Annotated in this window: 19 protein-coding genes; 6 read left to right on the plus strand and 13 right to left on the minus strand. The window is 58.2% G+C overall.

Features of this window, described 5'->3' with window-relative positions; translation table 11 throughout:
- Positions 1-4: 4 nt before the first annotated feature.
- Positions 5-955: a cyclase family protein gene (locus IVB19_RS30885; RefSeq protein WP_346283665.1), complete on the minus strand. Its 951-nt coding sequence runs from the start codon at positions 953-955 to the stop codon at positions 5-7.
- Between the two features lie 210 nt (positions 956-1,165).
- Here IVB19_RS30885 and IVB19_RS30890 point away from each other — a divergent pair, with 210 nt between their 5' ends.
- The 5 genes from IVB19_RS30890 (at position 1,166) to IVB19_RS40290 (ending at position 5,480) form a co-directional block, all read left to right on the plus strand.
- Entirely contained in the window at positions 1,166-1,921 is a 756-nt protein-coding gene (locus IVB19_RS30890; RefSeq protein ID WP_247820563.1) for a TetR/AcrR family transcriptional regulator, read from the plus strand.
- 547 nt (positions 1,922-2,468) lie between these two features.
- Positions 2,469-3,857, plus strand: coding sequence for an MFS transporter (locus tag IVB19_RS30895; RefSeq protein ID WP_247820564.1), 1,389 nt, complete (start codon positions 2,469-2,471; stop codon positions 3,855-3,857).
- Between the two features lie 17 nt (positions 3,858-3,874).
- Positions 3,875-5,086: a tyrosine-type recombinase/integrase gene (locus tag IVB19_RS30900; protein WP_247820565.1), complete on the plus strand. Its 1,212-nt coding sequence runs from the start codon at positions 3,875-3,877 to the stop codon at positions 5,084-5,086.
- A gap of 14 nt (positions 5,087-5,100) precedes the next feature.
- Positions 5,101-5,352, plus strand: a complete 252-nt coding sequence (locus tag IVB19_RS30905; RefSeq protein ID WP_247820566.1) for a hypothetical protein — start codon at positions 5,101-5,103, stop codon at positions 5,350-5,352.
- Between the two features lie 5 nt (positions 5,353-5,357).
- Complete coding sequence (locus IVB19_RS40290; protein WP_256474573.1) at positions 5,358-5,480, plus strand: hypothetical protein; 123 nt, start codon at positions 5,358-5,360, stop codon at positions 5,478-5,480.
- 789 nt (positions 5,481-6,269) lie between these two features.
- Here IVB19_RS40290 and IVB19_RS40805 read toward each other — a convergent pair.
- The 12 genes from IVB19_RS40805 to IVB19_RS30960 all read right to left on the minus strand — a co-directional run bounded on the left by IVB19_RS40805 (position 6,270) and on the right by IVB19_RS30960 (position 17,040).
- Positions 6,270-6,413, minus strand: a complete 144-nt coding sequence (locus tag IVB19_RS40805; protein ID WP_524536773.1) for a hypothetical protein — start codon at positions 6,411-6,413, stop codon at positions 6,270-6,272.
- A 62-nt stretch (positions 6,414-6,475) separates the two neighbouring features.
- Complete coding sequence (locus IVB19_RS30910) at positions 6,476-6,781, minus strand: hypothetical protein (protein WP_247820567.1); 306 nt, start codon at positions 6,779-6,781, stop codon at positions 6,476-6,478.
- Between the two features lie 119 nt (positions 6,782-6,900).
- On the minus strand, positions 6,901-7,761 hold the full coding sequence (locus tag IVB19_RS30915) for a FadR/GntR family transcriptional regulator (RefSeq protein WP_247820568.1): 861 nt from the start codon (positions 7,759-7,761) through the stop codon (positions 6,901-6,903).
- Positions 7,762-7,852: 91 nt separating this feature from the next.
- Positions 7,853-10,183 carry a xanthine dehydrogenase family protein molybdopterin-binding subunit gene (locus tag IVB19_RS30920; RefSeq protein ID WP_247820569.1) on the minus strand — a complete coding sequence of 777 codons (2,331 nt, stop codon included), beginning with the start codon at positions 10,181-10,183 and terminating at the stop codon, positions 7,853-7,855.
- A 341-nt stretch (positions 10,184-10,524) separates the two neighbouring features.
- Positions 10,525-11,559: an IS110 family RNA-guided transposase gene (locus IVB19_RS30925; protein WP_247820570.1), complete on the minus strand. Its 1,035-nt coding sequence runs from the start codon at positions 11,557-11,559 to the stop codon at positions 10,525-10,527.
- Positions 11,560-11,773: 214 nt separating this feature from the next.
- Positions 11,774-12,283 (minus strand): hypothetical protein, encoded by a 510-nt coding sequence (locus IVB19_RS30930; RefSeq protein WP_247820571.1) that lies wholly within the window; start codon positions 12,281-12,283, stop codon positions 11,774-11,776.
- Positions 12,284-12,448: 165 nt separating this feature from the next.
- Positions 12,449-13,447, minus strand: a complete 999-nt coding sequence (locus IVB19_RS30935; protein ID WP_247820572.1) for an ABC transporter substrate-binding protein — start codon at positions 13,445-13,447, stop codon at positions 12,449-12,451.
- Positions 13,448-13,495: 48 nt separating this feature from the next.
- Positions 13,496-14,335 carry an ABC transporter permease gene (locus tag IVB19_RS30940; protein WP_247820573.1) on the minus strand — a complete coding sequence of 280 codons (840 nt, stop codon included), beginning with the start codon at positions 14,333-14,335 and terminating at the stop codon, positions 13,496-13,498.
- A 1-nt stretch (position 14,336) separates the two neighbouring features.
- Positions 14,337-15,119, minus strand: a complete 783-nt coding sequence (locus IVB19_RS30945; protein WP_247820574.1) for an ABC transporter ATP-binding protein — start codon at positions 15,117-15,119, stop codon at positions 14,337-14,339.
- Positions 15,120-15,260: 141 nt separating this feature from the next.
- On the minus strand, positions 15,261-15,425 hold the full coding sequence (locus IVB19_RS30950) for a hypothetical protein (RefSeq protein ID WP_247820575.1): 165 nt from the start codon (positions 15,423-15,425) through the stop codon (positions 15,261-15,263).
- 37 nt (positions 15,426-15,462) lie between these two features.
- Positions 15,463-15,675 (minus strand): hypothetical protein, encoded by a 213-nt coding sequence (locus IVB19_RS30955; RefSeq protein ID WP_247820576.1) that lies wholly within the window; start codon positions 15,673-15,675, stop codon positions 15,463-15,465.
- Positions 15,676-15,753: 78 nt separating this feature from the next.
- Positions 15,754-17,040, minus strand: coding sequence for a RidA family protein (locus tag IVB19_RS30960; protein WP_247820577.1), 1,287 nt, complete (start codon positions 17,038-17,040; stop codon positions 15,754-15,756).
- Between the two features lie 249 nt (positions 17,041-17,289).
- Between IVB19_RS30960 and IVB19_RS30965 the strand changes: the two genes are divergently transcribed.
- Complete coding sequence (locus tag IVB19_RS30965) at positions 17,290-17,742, plus strand: SRPBCC family protein (protein ID WP_247820578.1); 453 nt, start codon at positions 17,290-17,292, stop codon at positions 17,740-17,742.
- Position 17,743: the final 1 nt, after the last annotated feature.

Consider the following 17,743-nt stretch of genomic DNA (forward strand, 5'->3'; position numbering starts at 1 on the left):
CGCTTTATTTAATCGCTTGGGGATTGATGGGGGATCCAGCGCCACCCGGAAGATGAAGCGGGGGTGCACTGAAGAAGAATTCGTACACGCGGTCTTCCGCGCAATCCGCCGCCAGCTCCTTCAAGTAGAAAATCTCACCCATTGAAATGCCGATTGCGGGAATTACCACCCAATGCCAAGGCTGATTGGCCTCGTTGGTCTCGTTCGGACGCACCTCACAGCCCCAAGTGTCGGAGCAGATGGCAGCGATGTCCTTCTCCCGAAGCCAATAGCAGGTCTCGAACGCGAATCCGGGTGCCGCACCGCCTGCATATCCGCTCCAATCGCCCTTCGAAAGGCAGCGTTCCTGGTGACCTGTACGCACGATCACGAAGTCGCCCTTGCGCACTTCCACGTTCTGCGCGGCTGCGCAGGCGTTCAGGTCGCCTATCGTTACGGCGTAACCGTCATCGAGCGAATCCACTCCTTTGAAGCGGGCGATGTCGAGAAGGACACCCCGTCCAACCATCTTGTCCCGGACGTGCTCGATGCCGTTCTTCTTGGCTCCGCGAACGTCGACCAACGATGCGTCGAAGCCATTGTACATCTTGTCGTCTATGAACACGTGGCACAGCGCGTCCCATTGCGTCGACGCCTGACAGGGCATGTTGATCGCGTCGTCCGCGTAGCGGAGATAGGGGAACGGCTCGTCCTGATTGCCCGCCGCGGCGTCCGTGCCCGTCGCCAGCATGGTGTGAATCGGATTCCATCGTCCGCCGAACAATCCCGACTGGATCGGCTCCTTCAAGGACAGGCCTAGCGCGAAGACCTTCCCTTTACGGATAAGCCGCCCGGCGTCGATGATGTCCTGCGGCGAAACGTTGTTGAGCGTGCCGATCTGATCGTCCGCACCCCACCTCTGCCAATTCGAAAGCTTCTTAGAGGCTTCGTCGATGGCGGCCCTATCAACCTTCATGCGCATTCCCCTCCGGGTGGTAATTGATCAAACGATAACTTATATCTGCTCCTTCCGGACATCAATATCTTGTTTTCGATTCGACCAAAAAAAGACGCCCTCGGCTTGGGAGCGAACCCGCAACGCATCTGTGCGTCCCGTCGGAATGCAACTTTGTCATTGAGAATCCGCATGTTAGAAACTCAACCGCTGTCGCGAGAAGGAGATAGAATGGACATGGGCCGCATGATTCCGAACAAGTCCAGGTTCGGCACGAGCAAGGGCGCTCGCTCGAAGAAAGCCCCTGCGCGGACACCCGCAACGCGCACCGACAGTCGAAAACGCCTGCCGTTCCCCGAACGGAAGGAGCTGATCGTGGAGAAGGCGGCAGAATTCTTCGCAGAGTTCGGCTTCAACGCGACGACACGCGAACTGGCGGACAGCCTTAAGATTACCCAACCGCTTCTGTACAAGTACTTCAAGACGAAGGAAGACCTCATCGAGCACGTCTATAAGCGCGTCTTCCTTGACGTCTGGGACGCCTATTGGGACGACCTGCTCGTCGATCGCACCAGGCCGATCCAAGACAGATTGGTCGATTTCTATATCCGTTACACCGACGTCATCATGAACCGCGCCTGGATGCGGATCTACCTGTTCGCCGGTTTGAAGGACGTCGGTATCACAAGTTCATACATCAAACTCGTGGAAGAGCGGATCATCCGCCGGATCGCAATTGAAGTCTGCTTGTCCAAAGACATCAGATTGACCGCGCGGAACGAGCATAGGTTCCTGGAGGTCGCGTGGAATCTCCAAGGCAGCATCTTCTATTACGGCGTCCGGAAATACGCCTACGGGCTTCAACCGCGCGTCGAGAAGATCACGTTGATCCGCGATGCGGTGAACATATACATCAAGGGCTGGCCTGAGGCGGCAGCGGCTGAGCCACGCGATACATCGCTTCCATCCAGCAGTGGCGGGATCTAAAGCTCGTGATGCGCGACTGGCAGCCAAGTCCCCTGGCCAGCGTGTTGCCGGAGCGGCTCCAGACCGCAGCCGTATCCACGGCCCCCGATCACCCTCAAGAGTAACGAGACGGGCAGTACCAAAGCCGCCACCAACACGTTTCCCTTCCTTCCGTCCAAGAACATCCAGCTCAATGCGTCCGTCGGCGCCGGCACGACCACGCCCGCAGACAGAACTGCTCTCTTGAAATTTAACTTGGCGTTCGACAGCGTCGTTCGCCAACCGGTTTGCGGGACCGTCCCGAACAACTTGCTGCATCCTTTCTTGCCGGGAAGCGTGCGCGGCACAATGATTTTCGCAATGGGACGAACAGGATGAACGTCGCTTGATAGCGCGCTCGGGCGCGCAACACTTTTCGTCTTGTCTATAAGTTATCATCTGATAAACTCGCTACAGGCGTCCGCACGCGATCGATTTTTTCTTCAACCGGTACCGCATCGACGCGCTCGAGCTTTTCAATTCGTCGGTCCACGAATGCGGTCGCACGAACGAGTAACAGGCGAACGAAATGTTGAATGAGTTGGATGCGCAAGGCAGCCTCACGTCTAACCAGAAGAAGCTGATTTTTGCAGGCACTCTCGGCCTAGTTCTTGAGTTCCTCGATTACTTCCTCATCGGTTTCGTGCTCACCTTCATCGCGAAGCCATGGCAACTCACGTTCGGTACGTCCTCGATAATCCTGCTCTCTTCGGGCATCGGTGCGATGATTGGCGCCACCTTCTTCGGATGGCTTGCGGATACGATCGGACGACGACGGGTCTTCCTTTTCACCATCGGGCTCTTCACCATAAGTACGGGCGCGTTGATCTTCACCCCCGAGAGCGTCGCATACGGTTGGATCTACCTTGCTGCGTTCCGGCTACTTATCGGCTTCGGTGCCGGGGGGCTCTACTGCGTAGATCTTCCGCTGATCCAGGAATTCGTTCCGACGTCAAAGCGAGGACGCATCAGTGGGCTAGTCACTTCGGCTGTACCGGTCGGCTTCCTGCTGGGATCCATCATGGTCGCGTTTCTAGCGCCCTCAATCGGCTGGCGCGGCCTCATGGCGGTTTGCGTCGGCATCAGCATCACCGCATTCTTCTTTCGGACATGGGTGCCGGAGTCGCCCCGCTGGTTGCTCCGAAACGGGCGACCGGAAGACGCGAGAAGGTCCATTGCCTGGGCACTCGAGGTCGACGAGAACATCCTGCCCCTCACCGCGGATGTGGACGCCGGCCCTCAGCCCAAGTTTCGCGATCTATTCAAATATCCCCGTAGCGTCGCTCTGTCTTGGATATCGAACATCGGAATGCAGACGGGGTATTATGGCCTTACCCTTTGGGCACCGACATTGCTCGTGCAGGTCCTTGAAGTACCGCCTGCAAATGCGGCCTTCTACATGATATTCGTAACCTGCGCAGCGCTCGCTGGCCGAATAGTATTCTCCATCCTTTCGGAAAAGATCGGCCGGCGCGTCGCCGGAATTGTTTGCGCCGGAGGTGCCGTCGCAATGCTGCTCGTAGCTGCCGCGGGCGGGAGCGCGCTTTCGGCCTCTTTCACCGGTTTTCTGGCTGTACTCATGGCGGCGTTTTTCTTTGGCGAAGGAGGCTTTGCGATCGTCGGTCCTTATTCCGCAGAAGTCTGGCCGATATCATTGCGAGCGACCGGGATGGGGGCCGCCTACGGATTCGGCGGCATCGGAAAGATCATAGGACCGATGGGACTGGCCTTCATTGTCGGCTCATCCGCGGCAGCCGCGCCCTCCAGTTCGGGGATCTCTTTCCAGAACGCGTTCCTATACTTCGCGGGATGGTACGCGTTGGCATGCGTCGCCTTCGCAGTGTTCGGCATCGAGACGAAGAATCGGTCCATCGAGGACATCCAGCTCGAGCTGGATGGCCAGGCCGCAAAGATTTGAGAGCATGCAACCACTCAATGTGCCGCCGAGAGTCTCTCGCGGCGTCGCCCTCCGGCATCGTTCCAGAGCTTCATCCGTTCGACGCTCGTTGGAAGACGGACGGAATTCAGCGGTCTCCGTCGCGGCAATGCGTCAACGACACGAACAAGTGGAAGCGGCGACACAAGCAGTTCGCCACGCGCAAGGAAGCCGACGCCTGGCTGGTCAAAGCCCGCTCGGAGGTCGCGGCCGGCACCCACGTCGCCGCTTCCGCTTCCAAGACGGTCGCGGAGGCGGCGGACGAGTGGTTGAAGGAATGCGAGCGCAACGGGCTAGAGCGGACCACGCTCGATGTCTACGAGCAGCGCGTCAAAGACTACATCGTCCCGTTCATCGGCCACCTCAAGCTGGCGGCCATGACGACTGTGGACGCGAAGAATTTCTACGAGAGCCTCCTGGACCAGTGCCGCTCGCGCGACATGGTTCGGCGCGTCCGCATCAACGCCGGAGCCATCTTCCGCTACGCTCAGAGCAAAGGCTGGGTCGTCACCAATCCGATCGCGCTGACCCCGTACAAGCATTCGAAGCGGGACTACAAGCGGCCGCCCATGCCGAGCATTGCGGAAATGAAGACCATGATCGCCAGGACGACGGCCGCCTGGGACGGCTTTCTCGCCATGGTCTACGTGTTGATCTTCGCAGGACTGCGAGCTTCCGAGCTTCGGGCGCTTACGTGGGACGACATCGATTTCAAGACGCACATTCTAACCGTCAGACAGCGTGCCGACAAATGGGGGCGGATCGCAAAGCCGAAGTCCGCGGCCGGCACACGCGACATCCGTTTCATTCCCAAGCTCGCGCTCGAGCTCAAAAAATGGAGACTGCAGTGCCCCCATAGCAACCTGAATTTGGTCTTCCCCTCTTCGACCGGGACCGTCCAGAACCTCGCAAACATCATGAATCGCTTCGTGCGCCCCATGCAGATCGAGGCAGGCATCGTCATCAGGACCGTTACGACGATCAAGGACGGCAAGAAGGTGACGAAAGTCCGCGCCAAATTCGGCATGCACGCGTTTCGTCACTTCTGTGCATCGCTCTGGATCGATGCAGACTTCTCACCGAAAAAAATCCAAACGATGATGGGGCATGCGTCGATCGAGCTCACGTTCGACACGTACGGATACTTGTTCGATGCCCGGGAAGACGACGACAAGGCGATGAAGAAGATCCAGGCCAAGGTCCTCGGTTAAACACAGGTGAAGATATGACCCGACTCACGAAAGCCGAAAAACTCCAGCGCGCCACGCGATTGCGCGACTGCGCCGTCGACCTCGTGGCTCATGGCGGGAAGCTCGTAGCCGCAAAAAAGCAGGACCAGACGATCGAGATCATGGCCTACGAGGGGGAGCGCATCGCCATCCTAACAACACGCCACGCGTCGATTTGCGCTTTCGCGGTGCTCCCGATCACGTCAATCCGCGCAAGCCGCCGGCAGGCGCCAAGAAGCAGCTTCTGACCTCGATGGACCCAGAGATCATCCGCCGGATCAAGTCGGCGGCCGCACTTATGGACACGACCGCGTCGCTGGTGATGGAGGAGGCCGCCGCAGAGTGGCTCGAGCGGCATCAGGACGGGAAGAAATGACGTCTAACCGGCGCTCTGTCATTCGGCTTGCAAAATTTGGACGCCGGTTGACACAACGGACTTCAGTTCCGACAGAATCAGGGGCGAATTTTTGGGCCTACAGCAACTAGGCATGCAGCGGAGTTCCTCAATCCGCTCGACACCCTAGCCCTGATTTCTGATGTCCATGACGCACCGCCCCCCAACGGTCCGTAACCCCTACAACATTCGACGGCGACCGGTAGTGTTCCGAATTGCCAATAGCCCGAGAATCAGCCTCTGGGCCTCAGGCGGCACATTCAGGAGACGGCAACTTCCTCGCCCGCTCGGACCTGCCATTTCCAGTTCAGGCCGAGAAGTCACTGACATGCACATGATGGGCCGACGCCACGTAGGAAGCCGCCACAAGACCGAAAAGCGCGCCCTCGGCAGCGCCCAGAATGCGCACGGCGCACCAACCGCCGCCGACGGCCACCAGCAGACGAGCCGTGCCGCCTCAGAAGCTCCAGATGGGGCGCCCGCCGGCGATCGCCGAAACCGTCAAAATGAACGAGATGCCCAACGCACCGTAGAATGGGCCGACAATTGCCAGATACTTGGCGGCGGCCGCTCGGACGGCCGGATCGGCGCTAAACCAGACTGCTCAAGGCACCGGGAAGCATTGCCGCAGCGAGGCCGATCTCTTCGGCGCCCAGCGTACCGACGAAGGTCCCGACGCAGGCGATGCGCCGGGCCGGTCGTACTGCCCGGCGCTGATGTTGGAACCGACCATCGACAGCACGCCCGTTCCGAGGCTTAAGAGCAGCGGGGTCAGCACATAGTCGAGCCCGGGACGCGATGCCGTACCCCGCGCGCGTCCTGGCTGTGCAGCCGTGATGTCAACCTGGAGCCCATGAGGATAATGACGCAGTGGTCCTCTCTGGACCGAACTCCACGTCCCATGCCCTGCTCGATGCGTTGGACCTGCCGAAGCAATTGTCGCCGGGTGCCGTCGAGCGCTTCCTGATCGATGCGCTCTAGCAGGCCGTAGACTTCCGGAGCTGGTCGATCACCAGGATCTCACACGCCTTGCCCGGAAGATCGACGCGGTCGTATTTCGCGACGAAGACGGTCAGACCGACGTGACCGGCTCGGAGAAGATCAGCGCCAGCCTCCATGTTCTCCGCCGTCAACGTCTGATTGGCCACATCGCTCCAGAACCCCGCTCGGTTCTTCGACGGCACGATCACGGCCAAGTTCAGGGTGCGCGCGGCATAGGCCATCAGCGCCTTGATTTCGTCAGCGGTGATTTTCGGGTTGATTTCTTGCGGGGCGAGGATCATTCGGTCGCCGATGTCGCCGCCGTTTGCTGCGAAAGTCGCTCGCCGACAAAGGGAAGTTCGCGTGCGATGTGTAGGGCGGCGAAGTCACAGCACGTACAGGTACCTTTAGCGTGGGTATTCTAGCTCCCTTTGCGTTTTTTCAAGACAATCTGGGAAGCTACTAAAAGGGCCAAAGGATCGGTTACCTTCAACGTTCGCAGTTCGCCATCATTTAGGAAATTATCACGATCAAAGTTAAGGTATTTAATCATTGCGTTTGAGGCGGCTTTTGCATTTCGCTTGACGATGGCGGTTACAACCGCAGTTCGGTACACTTTGAAGTTGAGGCTGCGCTTCTGCCAGTATTTAACGCCACGCTTTCCTATCGCCTCCGACTGAACCATGAGCAGCAAATTAATCAAAAACGACTCCAGTGAGTGCAGCAATGGATTATGTGCCGCAACAGAGATCGCCTCTTGAAACGTAATAATTCGAGATATTACATCTTCGAGTGAATCAGCCTTCGAAATCTCATCCAGCTCGTTGAGCGCGGCCTCAATATTACTCAAGTCAGCTGAAGTCGCGAGCTCCGCTGCACGGCTGGCTGACTCTCGACCTAGAATTGCGCGAACATCAAAAACCTGGATGATATGCAGCCGCTGCAGCTGAAGCAGATTCTGAAGCGCAATCGCTGCCCCGTAGCCCATGTCTCGACTGACATACGTACCACTGCCATGATGTACTTCAATCAGCCCCATAGAATCAAGAACGCGCATCACTTCACGAATTGTAGGTTGGCTGACCGAGAAACGCTTAGCGAGTTCCTTTTCCGTCGGAAGCTGCGCGCCGGAGGATAGCGTTCCTGACACGATTTCCTCGCGAACAGCCGCGACGATCTTGTCAGTAATTTTGGGTTTGTGCGCCAGATGTGTCGATGATCGTCCAGCAGGCGAGCGTCCGGGCGTTGTTTTGTTTGACGTGGGGCTGCTATTCGACCGCATTCTATGCTCACAGTTCTAAGCTCGGCTTCAATGTTGAGAACTAAGCTTTACAGTCCTATCCTAAACGCCGCGAAGACATATGCCTAGTATCTCAAGTAGAGCCCACGGGGTCCCGCCTGTGGATGGCACGCCAGACACGTTCCGATGTCGCCGGCATCTCGATGTGCCGGACGCCAAATACAAACAGCGCACTGACGAGTGAATTCGAGACCGCCGGCAAGGCGCCTACGCAGCCCGCCTCGCCCGCCCCTTTTACGCCAATCGGATTAGTCTTGGTCGGGACCGGGTAGCTACCCACTTCGATATTGCAGACGTCACTGGCTCTCGGCATCGCATAATCCATAAATGAGCCGGTCAGAGGCTGACCTGAATCATCGCGGCGGATATCCTCCATAAGGATTTGTCCGATGCCTTGCACGACGCCGCCATGGATCTGGCCATGAAGCAGCATCGGGTTAAGCACGGTGCCGACATCATCGACCACGGTGTAGCGCTCGATTGCGACTTCGCCGGTATCGCGATCGATTTCAACTTCGCAAACGTGACAGCCGTTCGGAAAATTCTCGACGTTCGCATTGTAAACAGCGGTCGCGACGAAGCCACCTTCCATGCCCGGCGGCAGCCCGTTTGAATTGGCCGCAGCGCGTGCAACCTCTTGGATCGTCACCGTACGGTTAGTTTTCGAGGTAGAAAAGATTCCCTCGCCAAAGTTGACCTCAGCGGCTTCGACGCCAAGCAGATGAGCTGCGAGCTGTTTACCCTTGTCCAGAATCTTCTCCATCGCTCCGTGAAACGCCGATCCAGCCAGCGCTGCCGAGCGCGATCCGCTCGTCCCTTGCCCGAAAAATACCTTATCAGTGTCGCCTTGCACATACGTGACTTGGTCGGGATGGATGCCGAGCCGATCGCAGACCAGCTGCTTGAAGACAGTCTCGTGGCCCTGGCCTTGCGAAAGGCTCCCAGAAAATAGCGTCAGCGCGCCAGACCGGTCAAATCGTATCTCCGCACCTTCAAAGCCGAGCGTACCTGCGCGCTCGATAGAATAAGAGATGCCAAGGCCGCGTAGCTTACCGCAACTTTCCGACTGGGTCCGTCGCTTAGAAAACCCCGCAACGTCCGCGCGGCGCAGCGCCTCCTCAAGAACCTTTTCGAACTCGCCGCAGTCGTAGGTAAATGTAAGCCCCGTTTTGAACGGCATAGCTTCGGGCGGAATAAGGTTTCGCCGCCGCAACTCGACGGGATCAATGCCCGTCTGCGCAGCGGCTATCTCGACCATCCGTTCAATGACATAAGCCGCCTCCGGGCGGCCGTTGCCGCGATACGGCCGCACAGGGTTGGTGTTCGTGTATACAGCTGTGACATCGGCGTGAATTGCAGGCGTTCGATAGACCCCGGCAAGTGAACCAAGATTATTCACGAAGTTAGGCGAGCCAGACTGCAGATGCGCGCCCATATTAGCGATAGTTTTCACTCGCATTCCGAGAAAGACGCCGTTCTTGTCGAGGGCAAGCTCGGCTTCCGTCACGTTGTCGCGTCCTTCCGCGTCGCTGAGAAACGCCTCCGAACGAGTGCTCGTCCACTTTACCGGACGGCTAAGAATCCTTGAAGCAAGCAGTACGAGAGCCACTTCGTTGAAGATCGGCGACTTCATACCGAAGCTTCCGCCAACGTCATGCGCAATGATGCGCACCTTGCTCTCCGGTACCTTCAATACCAGCGTCGCGAGATCGGAGCGGAATGTGTGCGCGGTTTGGGGTTGGGCATGCACGGTGTAGTGCTCTTCCGCTGCGTTATAATCGGCGATGCAACCTCGCGGCTCCATCGTCACAGCTGTGACGCGATTGATGGTCAGCTGATGGCGAACAACGTGGTCGGCACGCGCGAAAGCGGCATTCACCGCTGCCTTATCGCCTTCTTGGCAGACGAAACAGATATTGTCGGGGCACTCGTCCCAAACGCGCGGCGCGCCGGCTGCCGTCGCATGCGCCGTCGAGGTGACGGACGGCAGCACCTCGTAATCCACCTCGATCAACTCCGCAGCATCAACCGCCTGCGACCGGCTTTCCGCGGCCACAAAGGCGACGTAATCACCTACCCAGCGCACACGCTCCTGCACCAACGCCGGATAAGGAGATCGATACATGGCACTGCCGTCGCGCCGCTTCTGCCCCCCGGGCACCGGCAGATCGCCCCAACCAGAGCTTTTCCATTCTGCCCCTGTTAAAACGAGCAGGACGCCCGTCGCCCTGCGGGCCCGCGTGGCATCAATCGAGCGAATCTTCGCATGCGCATGAGGCGAACGCAGAACATAACCGTAAACCATACGCGGCAGCACGATGTCGTCGATATAGCATCCGGCGCCCCTGACCAATCTCGCGTCTTCAAACCGGCTCACGCGCTGACCGACAGCAAACTCTCTCACCCAAGTCCTCCTCAGCTACGTAGTCAAAGTGGAAGCGCTAACGTTCATGAGTAAATGGCTAGTCCTGCCTAGGGCGTGTACTCATCTGTGGACGCCCCACGAGATGCAAGCGATTTTTGAAGAAGATCGGCACATAGTCGAATGCTGCCATCTGTCCGGCCTCTGATGGTGCAGCGATGAAGCTGCGGGCCCGTATGGGAGTTCGCAGGCCGGAACCAAATCATAAAGGCGTGCTCTAGGCACGATGAGTACACCTGGTTCTTCCGACCTCGTCTCGCCGACTGTTGCGCCATACCCTCCTTCGACCGACTACATCTCTGACGACCTCAGGTCCGCCAGGATCACGCCTTGGCTAAGACCGGAGCCCTATAATTTTCACGCTTTACAAGCAACGCCCAGACGATCCGAGCCATCTTGTTCGCAAGCGCGACCGTTACCAACATGCGCGGTTTGCGAGTCAACATCCGTTCAAGCCAAGACCCCTTTGGCGCCCCGCGTTTGCTGGCCTGCTGCACGACAGCGCTGCTTCCGATGATGAGGAGACGCCTGAGCGTGCGCTCCCCCATCTTGGATGTCGCGCCAAGCTTCTGCTTTCCGCCCGTCGATTTTTGAAGGGGTGTGAGACCTAACCAAGCGGCAAAGTCGCGGCCTTTGGCGAAGGTCTCGATCGGCGGTGCCAGGGCGGCGATTGCGGTGGCAGAGATCGGGCCGATACCAGGGATGGTCATTAGTCTGCGCGATATCTCGTCCTCGCGAGCGCGTCGCGCGATCTCCTTGTCGAGATCGGTGACCTGGCCATTCAGCTCGGCGAGCAGGTCTAGCATCACCTGGAACATGGGACGCGCGGCTGCAGGAAGTGAGCTGGCTATTGTTTCTTCCTCGATTGAGTCGACAAGCTTCGTTACATGCGATGGCCCTTTGGGCGCTATCCAACCGTATTCCGTGAGGTGTCCTCGGATCGCGTTGATGAGCTGGGTCCGTTGTCGCACCAATAGGTCCCGGGTTCGGAACACCAGACCCGCAGCCTGTTGCCCTTCGCTCTTCACGGCCACAAACCGCATGCTCGGCCGCTGCGCAGCTTCGCAGATCGCCTCGGCATCAATCGCATCATTCTTCTGCCGCTTTACAAACGGCTTTACGTAAGCAGGCGGAATCAGCCGAACCTCATGGCCGAGCTGTGCGAGCTGCCTGGCCCAGTGATGGGCGCCGCCACATGCTTCTAAGGCTACCATGCACCTCGGCTGCGCAGCGAAGAAATCTAACAGCTTTGCTCGGCCAATCTTCTTGCTGAACACCGCTCGACCACGCTCATCTGCCCCGTGAACGTGAAAAACGTGCTTGGCGATATCCAGACCGACTGTGATAACATCTGACACGGACGCCTCCCTTAAGTGGTGTTCAACACCTCCACTTTGGCACATCGATGCCGTCGGCGGGGCGTCCACCCCATCATAAATCGGGACGGAGCGGATCAGAGTGCGTTTGATGTCTGCTTTGCCGTTACCAGTACCAGCAGCGCGAAGCGGACATCGCCGGAGGTCTGGGTCAGGCAACAGGCGACGCCGCTTCAGCCGCCTCGGTGGTTTCGGCTCAAGGATCAAGAGAGTCATCTCGCTGCGGGTCCTTCATCGGCGCTCGAAGTCGAACGACAATTTCGCCTGCTCGCTCGCCGTCCTTCGCGATGGTATTGAGAGTTCTCCGGACTTCTTCCAGATCTGGCGGTTGAGCGCTCAGCCAGCTTAACCCGGCCTCCGCATTGAGAATCGTCGCTGTGAGCGTGTCGACGACAGCACCGTAGGTGCGCACAAAATCCGCTGAGGTCTGCAAAGGCGCCTCTCCCTTCGCATCGCCTGGATTTCTCTTTGGTTCGCTGAAACAGGCGCGATGCGCTTTACGCCGCCTTAGACGCCGAACGGCGTTTGCAGCCTTGCGGATCACATCGAGTACGAAGTCGGGCTGGGCCAGCTTGGGGACGCAGCTACCGTCGGCTCCAAAGACAGTCGCGCCTATGCGTTTCGCGACAAAACGCTGAAGCTCCGGTTGTACTGTGCTGTCCTTGTCGGCTACGATGTACCAACTCGCCTTCGACTTCCAGGACATGGCGCGCTCCTCTGGTGGGTTATGAGAACGCTTCGGCGCTGTCGGCCGGAGGAGCCACTCGTCGATGCAACGAGCCAACTCCTCCCGACCAGTTCTTTGTGAGTATGTGCTCATATGCTCCGGCATCTGCGTCCTTATGAAGTACACGCCCTAGGTTAGAAACGCTCAACAAGGTGGCGGAGGAGCGTCGACCCGCTTGGGATCGATCTCCTTGAGACCGTCGACCCACGTCAACTTGTTGAAGTCGATTTTCTCGGTGTTGAGCTTTTCCCTCTGCGCCCAGCGGCTAATGCTGCAGAAGTCGTCGTAATAAATCTTGTCGATAACGAACACGCGATCGGCGATGTCGTAATCCGCGCGGGTCGCGCTCTCGCTGAGGTCGAATTTGGCCTTAGTATAAGCGGCTACTGCTGCAAAGTCCTTTTCGGCGACTTCCTTGCCCTTCAGCGTCGCGCGCAAGAAACGAATGGCGATTTCCTTACCTTGCGCCGTATCGAGCCAATCCCGGCGTGCCCCGACAATGGTATAACCCTGCATGTAACCTTGGGCGTCGCCGAGAATATGCACTTTATCGGGGCAAATCTCCATCGCGCGAGTGCCGGCCGGCTGCCAGATGAAAAACGCGGAAATATCGCCGCTGCACAAGGCCGCGGGCAGAATCTGTGTGTCCAGGTTCTTGATCGTGACTTTGGTCGGATCGACGTTGTTCTTGGTCAAATATTCGGACAAGAACCAGGAGCCATTTGAACCCACGCGCGTCGCCACCGTTTTTCCGATGAGATCCTGAGGCTTCGTAATGGTCTTCAGAGCGGCGACAACGTAACCCTTTGAATCACGCTCTAGTGCCACGATCGTGCTGTAATTGCCGTTGACACGGAAGTGATACTGCACACTCGGCAGATCGCCGGACAGCACGATGTCGCCCTGCCCGGTCTGAAAGGCTTGTAATCCAGTGGTGCCCGATGGGAATAGACGAAGCGTCAGGTCGAGACCCTCAGCTTTGTAGAAGCCCTTCTCCATCGCCATCCAGACAGAGTCGTTATTGACCGTCGGTATCCCGAAAACTGTCACCTTGTACTGCGGTTGCTGGGCTTTGCCGGGCCAGGTCATTGCGAGAAATGCGATCGCCGAAACTGCCGCTATCGCCGTCATCCGATAAGACATTTTGTTCCCCTTTAGTTTCACCCAACTGACGCACGTAAGATTCACGCCTCACACGACAGACACGACGGACACATAGCGCGACAAAACTCGATCGACGAGCCAGCGGAAGATCCGGTCCACCACAAATCCCAAAATACTGATCGTCAGCAGTGCAACGAAAATTCGGTGCGTCTGAAGCATTATCGCCGATTTCTGCAGCAGATAACCCAAACCTGAGTCAGCGGCGAGTATTTCTGCTGGGATGATACTCATGAAGGACGAAGCCATCGCGATCCGCATGCCCGTAACAATGTAGGGTGCGGCTGACGGGATGACGACCAGCGCGAAGATCTGAAACCGATTGGCGCCCAGACACTCCGCCGCGCGCTGCCGGACAATTGGAGCCCGCCACACGCCAGCCGTCGCATTCACCAGAACGATGAAAAATGTACCCCAGAAAATTAGAAAATACTTCGACATCTCACCAATACCAAACCAGATCAGCGCGATTGGTATCATTGCGGTGGGCGACAGATAGCGCAGCAATTCGATGATCGGATCGAGCAGGTCGTGCAGCAGGCGAATCCGCCCGAGCAGTACGCCGAGGATGATTCCCGCGCACGAGCCGACTACGAATCCCACAAGCACGCGCACCATGCTGGCCGAGACGTCAACCAGAATTTCGCCGCTCATTATCATCGGAATCGCGGCGCGGATCACTTCCACAGGAGGCGGAACAAGAAACGGATTGAACGCGAAAGTGGAAAGAATCTGCCAGATCAAAAATCCAAGCGCGACCGAAAGCGCTCCCAGCACTTGGCTGCGATAGCGCCAGAGCGGGTTTATCCCATCGAGGGCCACTGACTGCCCAACCCTCGTAGTAGGATTTTCTGAACGGTCGACAGTCATGTCATACCCCTCCGCACTCCACGGCGCCCGCGGCCCGCCGCTCTGAACGCAGAATTTCGGGAGACAGCTCCGCCTCGATTTCGTTGAACAATCTAGCGGCTGCCGGGTTGGTGAAATCGCGCGGCCGCGGCATGTCGAGCGTGATGATCTTGGTAATGTTTGATCCGGGACCGACAGACATCATCGCGATGCGGTCTCCGAGCGATATCGCTTCTCCGATATCATGGGTCACGAATACCACCGTTTTGCCGGTGCGCTGCCAGATATCAAGCAGCACACCATGCATGCGGCGCTTGGTCAGCGCGTCGAGCGCCGCGAAAGGCTCGTCCATCAGCAATACGGCAGGCTCGACTGCGAGCGCGCGTGCGATTTGCAGACGCTGACGCATTCCGCCGGAAAGCTGCGTCGGCATTTTGCGCCGATGCCGATCGAGATCAACCATGCGTAGATAACGGTCAATGATCTCGTCCCAATTCTGCTTCGGCACTTTGCGCACGCGTAAGCCGAAGCGAACATTTTCTTCAACCGTGAGCCAAGGTAGCAACGCCGAGCCGGCATCCTGGAAGAACATCATGCGATCGCGGCCGGGCCGCACGACGGGGGCGCCGTTGAACATCACCGTGCCCGTGTTCGCGACTTCGAAGCCGGCCATAATGTTGAGCAGCGTCGACTTGCCACAACCGGATGGTCCGAGCAGGCAGAGGAATTCTCCGGAGGCAATGTCGAGATCGATACCATCGAGCGCGACATACCTATCCGCTCCTGCGCCGTACGTCTTGCTCACGTTCCGAATTTTTAACAAGCGCACCCCACATGGCTCAGATCTTAGAGCCGACAAGTCACCAGGTCACTTACAATAAGAAGTATCGGCCAGTCCCGCCTTTGTCAACCCAACTAACGGCAGTGTGCGTTAATTGAACGCACCCTAACTTTGTAAATTGCGTAGCTGCCGGCAGCGCACGCGCGCGTCCTCGTGGTCGCCGATCGTGTGGTGCACGGAGCGCGGCCGCTTGCCGGCGCGTCGCAGGATTTCCTTGTGCAGATAGACCTTACGGTGCTTCCGCAGGCCGCCGACGGTCGATGACGTCATCCGGGTCGCGTAGAACGGCACATAACGCGCGGAAGACTCACTGACGCGTGTCCTCTGTGCCGTGCCTGGCGTCGAGTGCGTGCATCAGGAGATCGCACTTCGCCTTGCCGTGGTGCTTGACGAGTGCGCCGAGCGACGTCTTCGCCAACTCCGCGATTATGACGTTCGGGTTGGCGCACGCGAGCACGGCCTGCTCGAAGTCGGCGGGCTCGGCTTCTGTGAACGGCTGCGCGTGCGCGAAGGTGTTCAATGCATTAGTCCAACGGCCAACGGCGTGAGAGCATGGCGACCAACACGGGCCATGCTCTCGTCGTATCGCGCTAGATGCTTACTTGCCGGGGCAATAGAACCAGGCATCGACGGTCAGGTCGCAGCCGGGCACCGGCGTCGGCGTCGACATGGCAACGGCGGCGAATGGTATTGGTGCGCCGTTAAGCTTCCCGTGCCATGCCTGCAGCGCAGGGTACACCGTGGTAATATCGCCGACGAAGTGGTGGACCCGCAAAAGGTTCTCCAACGAGGTTCCTCCGGCCTTGCAGATATCTTCGAGGGCGCCAAGGATCGCGTTCATCTGATGGTTTACCGGCACCCCAAGATGGCGCAAGCCTGCGCTTTTGATCGCGGCCGGTATGGCGCCATTTGAATCCGCCGCATAAAGCGCGGACGGGCACAATAGATCGCCAGCGCGCACTGCCGCGGGGCCCAAACGCATTGATTCCGAACCCTTGTGCTTGATGATCTCTTTCTTGATCTTTCCGTCATCGCGCACGCCAAAGATGTTGATCTCGACTTTGCATTCGGTCACCCCCAACATTTGCGTGTTGACAACTGTCAGCGCGCACGGCTGATCGCCAACGTGGGCGTTCCAAACATCCATGAATTCCGGAAGATCTTGCATATCGGTCAGGTACACTTGCGCCTTGACGGCGTTCTTGAACGAACTCCCGCCTGCGGCGAGTGCCGACTTCAGTCGGCTCACGACTACCTCAGTTTGAAGGCGGATATCGGTGTTCGCCCAAGGAGCAGTCTTGGGACGGAAGGCCTTAGAATCAACGCCAGTCAGCTCCACATTGTTGGCAAGCTGTCCGGCGACGAAAACGTAGTCCCCCACGACCAGCGAGGGGATGAAGCCGGAAGTCGGCGCCACCGGCACATCTGCGGGCCTGGCGGCTTTCGGCTCGGGCACACTTCCTGGCATCACAGCCATCATGGACACGTTCATTCGCGCATCCTTCACCAGAAGGTCGTTCATGATGGCCGACGTGCTTGGTGGGATGTGGTCCTTTAGGAGTGCCTTGCGGGCGTGGTGATAACCGGCCGGGGAGTCTCCGGTTGGATAGAACTGGTCGACGCGAATGATGTGCCGGAGATTGCTGCCCTCCCCCTCAACCAACTTTGCCAGGCGCCCGAGAATAAAGTCACCCTCGCGCCGAGTTCGGGCCTTGCCCGCAAGTGGGAGGGCGGGGACTCCCGCGACAGCCGGCACGATCCCGCTATCGTAGTCGGTAGCCTCGTGGCCCGTGAAGAATAGCCATTGGCCGGCGCGCACGCCTTGGGCAAATCGTAGTCCGGTGTCTCCGACCGGGACAGAGGCAATTGGTCTTACGGTGGACATGCTCAGCTTCTCCTGGAAAAGTGTTTTGAAAGGTGATAAGGTCACCTGGTGAGTTTCGATTATTAACCGATCGCTTTTCGCTTGGCAAGCCAACCGGGGATAGAAGCGACCGCAACGACGAAGATCGATGATGCTGCATGACCTGTCTGGGGTGATGCGACTGCAGCGAGATTTTACGGCGAGCGTATAGTTGGTTGATAAGATAACCAATCGCCCGCTTCGCTTTACGTTTCCAGCAAGGAGTAATTCATGGCAATGACGATGATCGGCGCGGTGCAGCTGCCGGCGCCACGCGAAGTAGTTTGGCAAAAGCTCAATGATGCCGAAGTGCTTAAGGCATGCATCCCCGGCTGCGAGGAATTGGTCAAGACGTCCGACATTCAATTCAAGGCAGTCGCCGTGTCGAAGATCGGGCCAGTCAAGGCCCGCTTTAAAGGCAATGTGCATCTTGCCGATCTCGACCCCCCAAACGGCTACAAGATTTCGGGTGAGGGCGATGGCGGCATGGCGGGCTTCGCTAAAGGAGCCGCCACCGTGATCCTGACCGACAAGGATGGAGGTACCCTGCTGACCTATAACGTCGAGGCGCAGATCGGCGGCAAAATGGCACAGCTCGGTCAGCGACTCGTGAACGGCGCGGCAAAAAAGGTCGCTGACGACTTTTTCGCGAATTTCGCCAAAGCAGTGCTGTCGGGCTCTTAAC

The organism is Bradyrhizobium sp. 187, assembly GCF_023101005.1.
Lineage (GTDB): Bacteria > Pseudomonadota > Alphaproteobacteria > Rhizobiales > Xanthobacteraceae > Bradyrhizobium > Bradyrhizobium canariense_D.

Coding starts and splice junctions, on each gene's coding strand:
- IVB19_RS40290 (WP_256474573.1), top strand. CDS start 5,358: ATGGACCCAGAGATCATCCGCCGGATCAAGTCGGCGGCCGCACTTATG.
- IVB19_RS30890 (WP_247820563.1), top strand. CDS start 1,166: ATGGACATGGGCCGCATGATTCCGAACAAGTCCAGGTTCGGCACGAGC.
- IVB19_RS30960 (WP_247820577.1), bottom strand. CDS start 17,040: ATGTCCACCGTAAGACCAATTGCCTCTGTCCCGGTCGGAGACACCGGA.
- IVB19_RS30905 (WP_247820566.1), top strand. CDS start 5,101: ATGACCCGACTCACGAAAGCCGAAAAACTCCAGCGCGCCACGCGATTG.
- IVB19_RS30915 (WP_247820568.1), bottom strand. CDS start 7,761: ATGCGGTCGAATAGCAGCCCCACGTCAAACAAAACAACGCCCGGACGC.
- IVB19_RS30900 (WP_247820565.1), top strand. CDS start 3,875: ATGTGCCGCCGAGAGTCTCTCGCGGCGTCGCCCTCCGGCATCGTTCCA.
- IVB19_RS30885 (WP_346283665.1), bottom strand. CDS start 955: ATGAAGGTTGATAGGGCCGCCATCGACGAAGCCTCTAAGAAGCTTTCG.
- IVB19_RS30940 (WP_247820573.1), bottom strand. CDS start 14,335: ATGACTGTCGACCGTTCAGAAAATCCTACTACGAGGGTTGGGCAGTCA.
- IVB19_RS30910 (WP_247820567.1), bottom strand. CDS start 6,781: ATGATCCTCGCCCCGCAAGAAATCAACCCGAAAATCACCGCTGACGAA.
- IVB19_RS30950 (WP_247820575.1), bottom strand. CDS start 15,425: ATGACGTCATCGACCGTCGGCGGCCTGCGGAAGCACCGTAAGGTCTAT.
- IVB19_RS30895 (WP_247820564.1), top strand. CDS start 2,469: ATGTTGAATGAGTTGGATGCGCAAGGCAGCCTCACGTCTAACCAGAAG.
- IVB19_RS30935 (WP_247820572.1), bottom strand. CDS start 13,447: ATGTCTTATCGGATGACGGCGATAGCGGCAGTTTCGGCGATCGCATTT.
- IVB19_RS30965 (WP_247820578.1), top strand. CDS start 17,290: ATGGCAATGACGATGATCGGCGCGGTGCAGCTGCCGGCGCCACGCGAA.
- IVB19_RS30930 (WP_247820571.1), bottom strand. CDS start 12,283: ATGTCCTGGAAGTCGAAGGCGAGTTGGTACATCGTAGCCGACAAGGAC.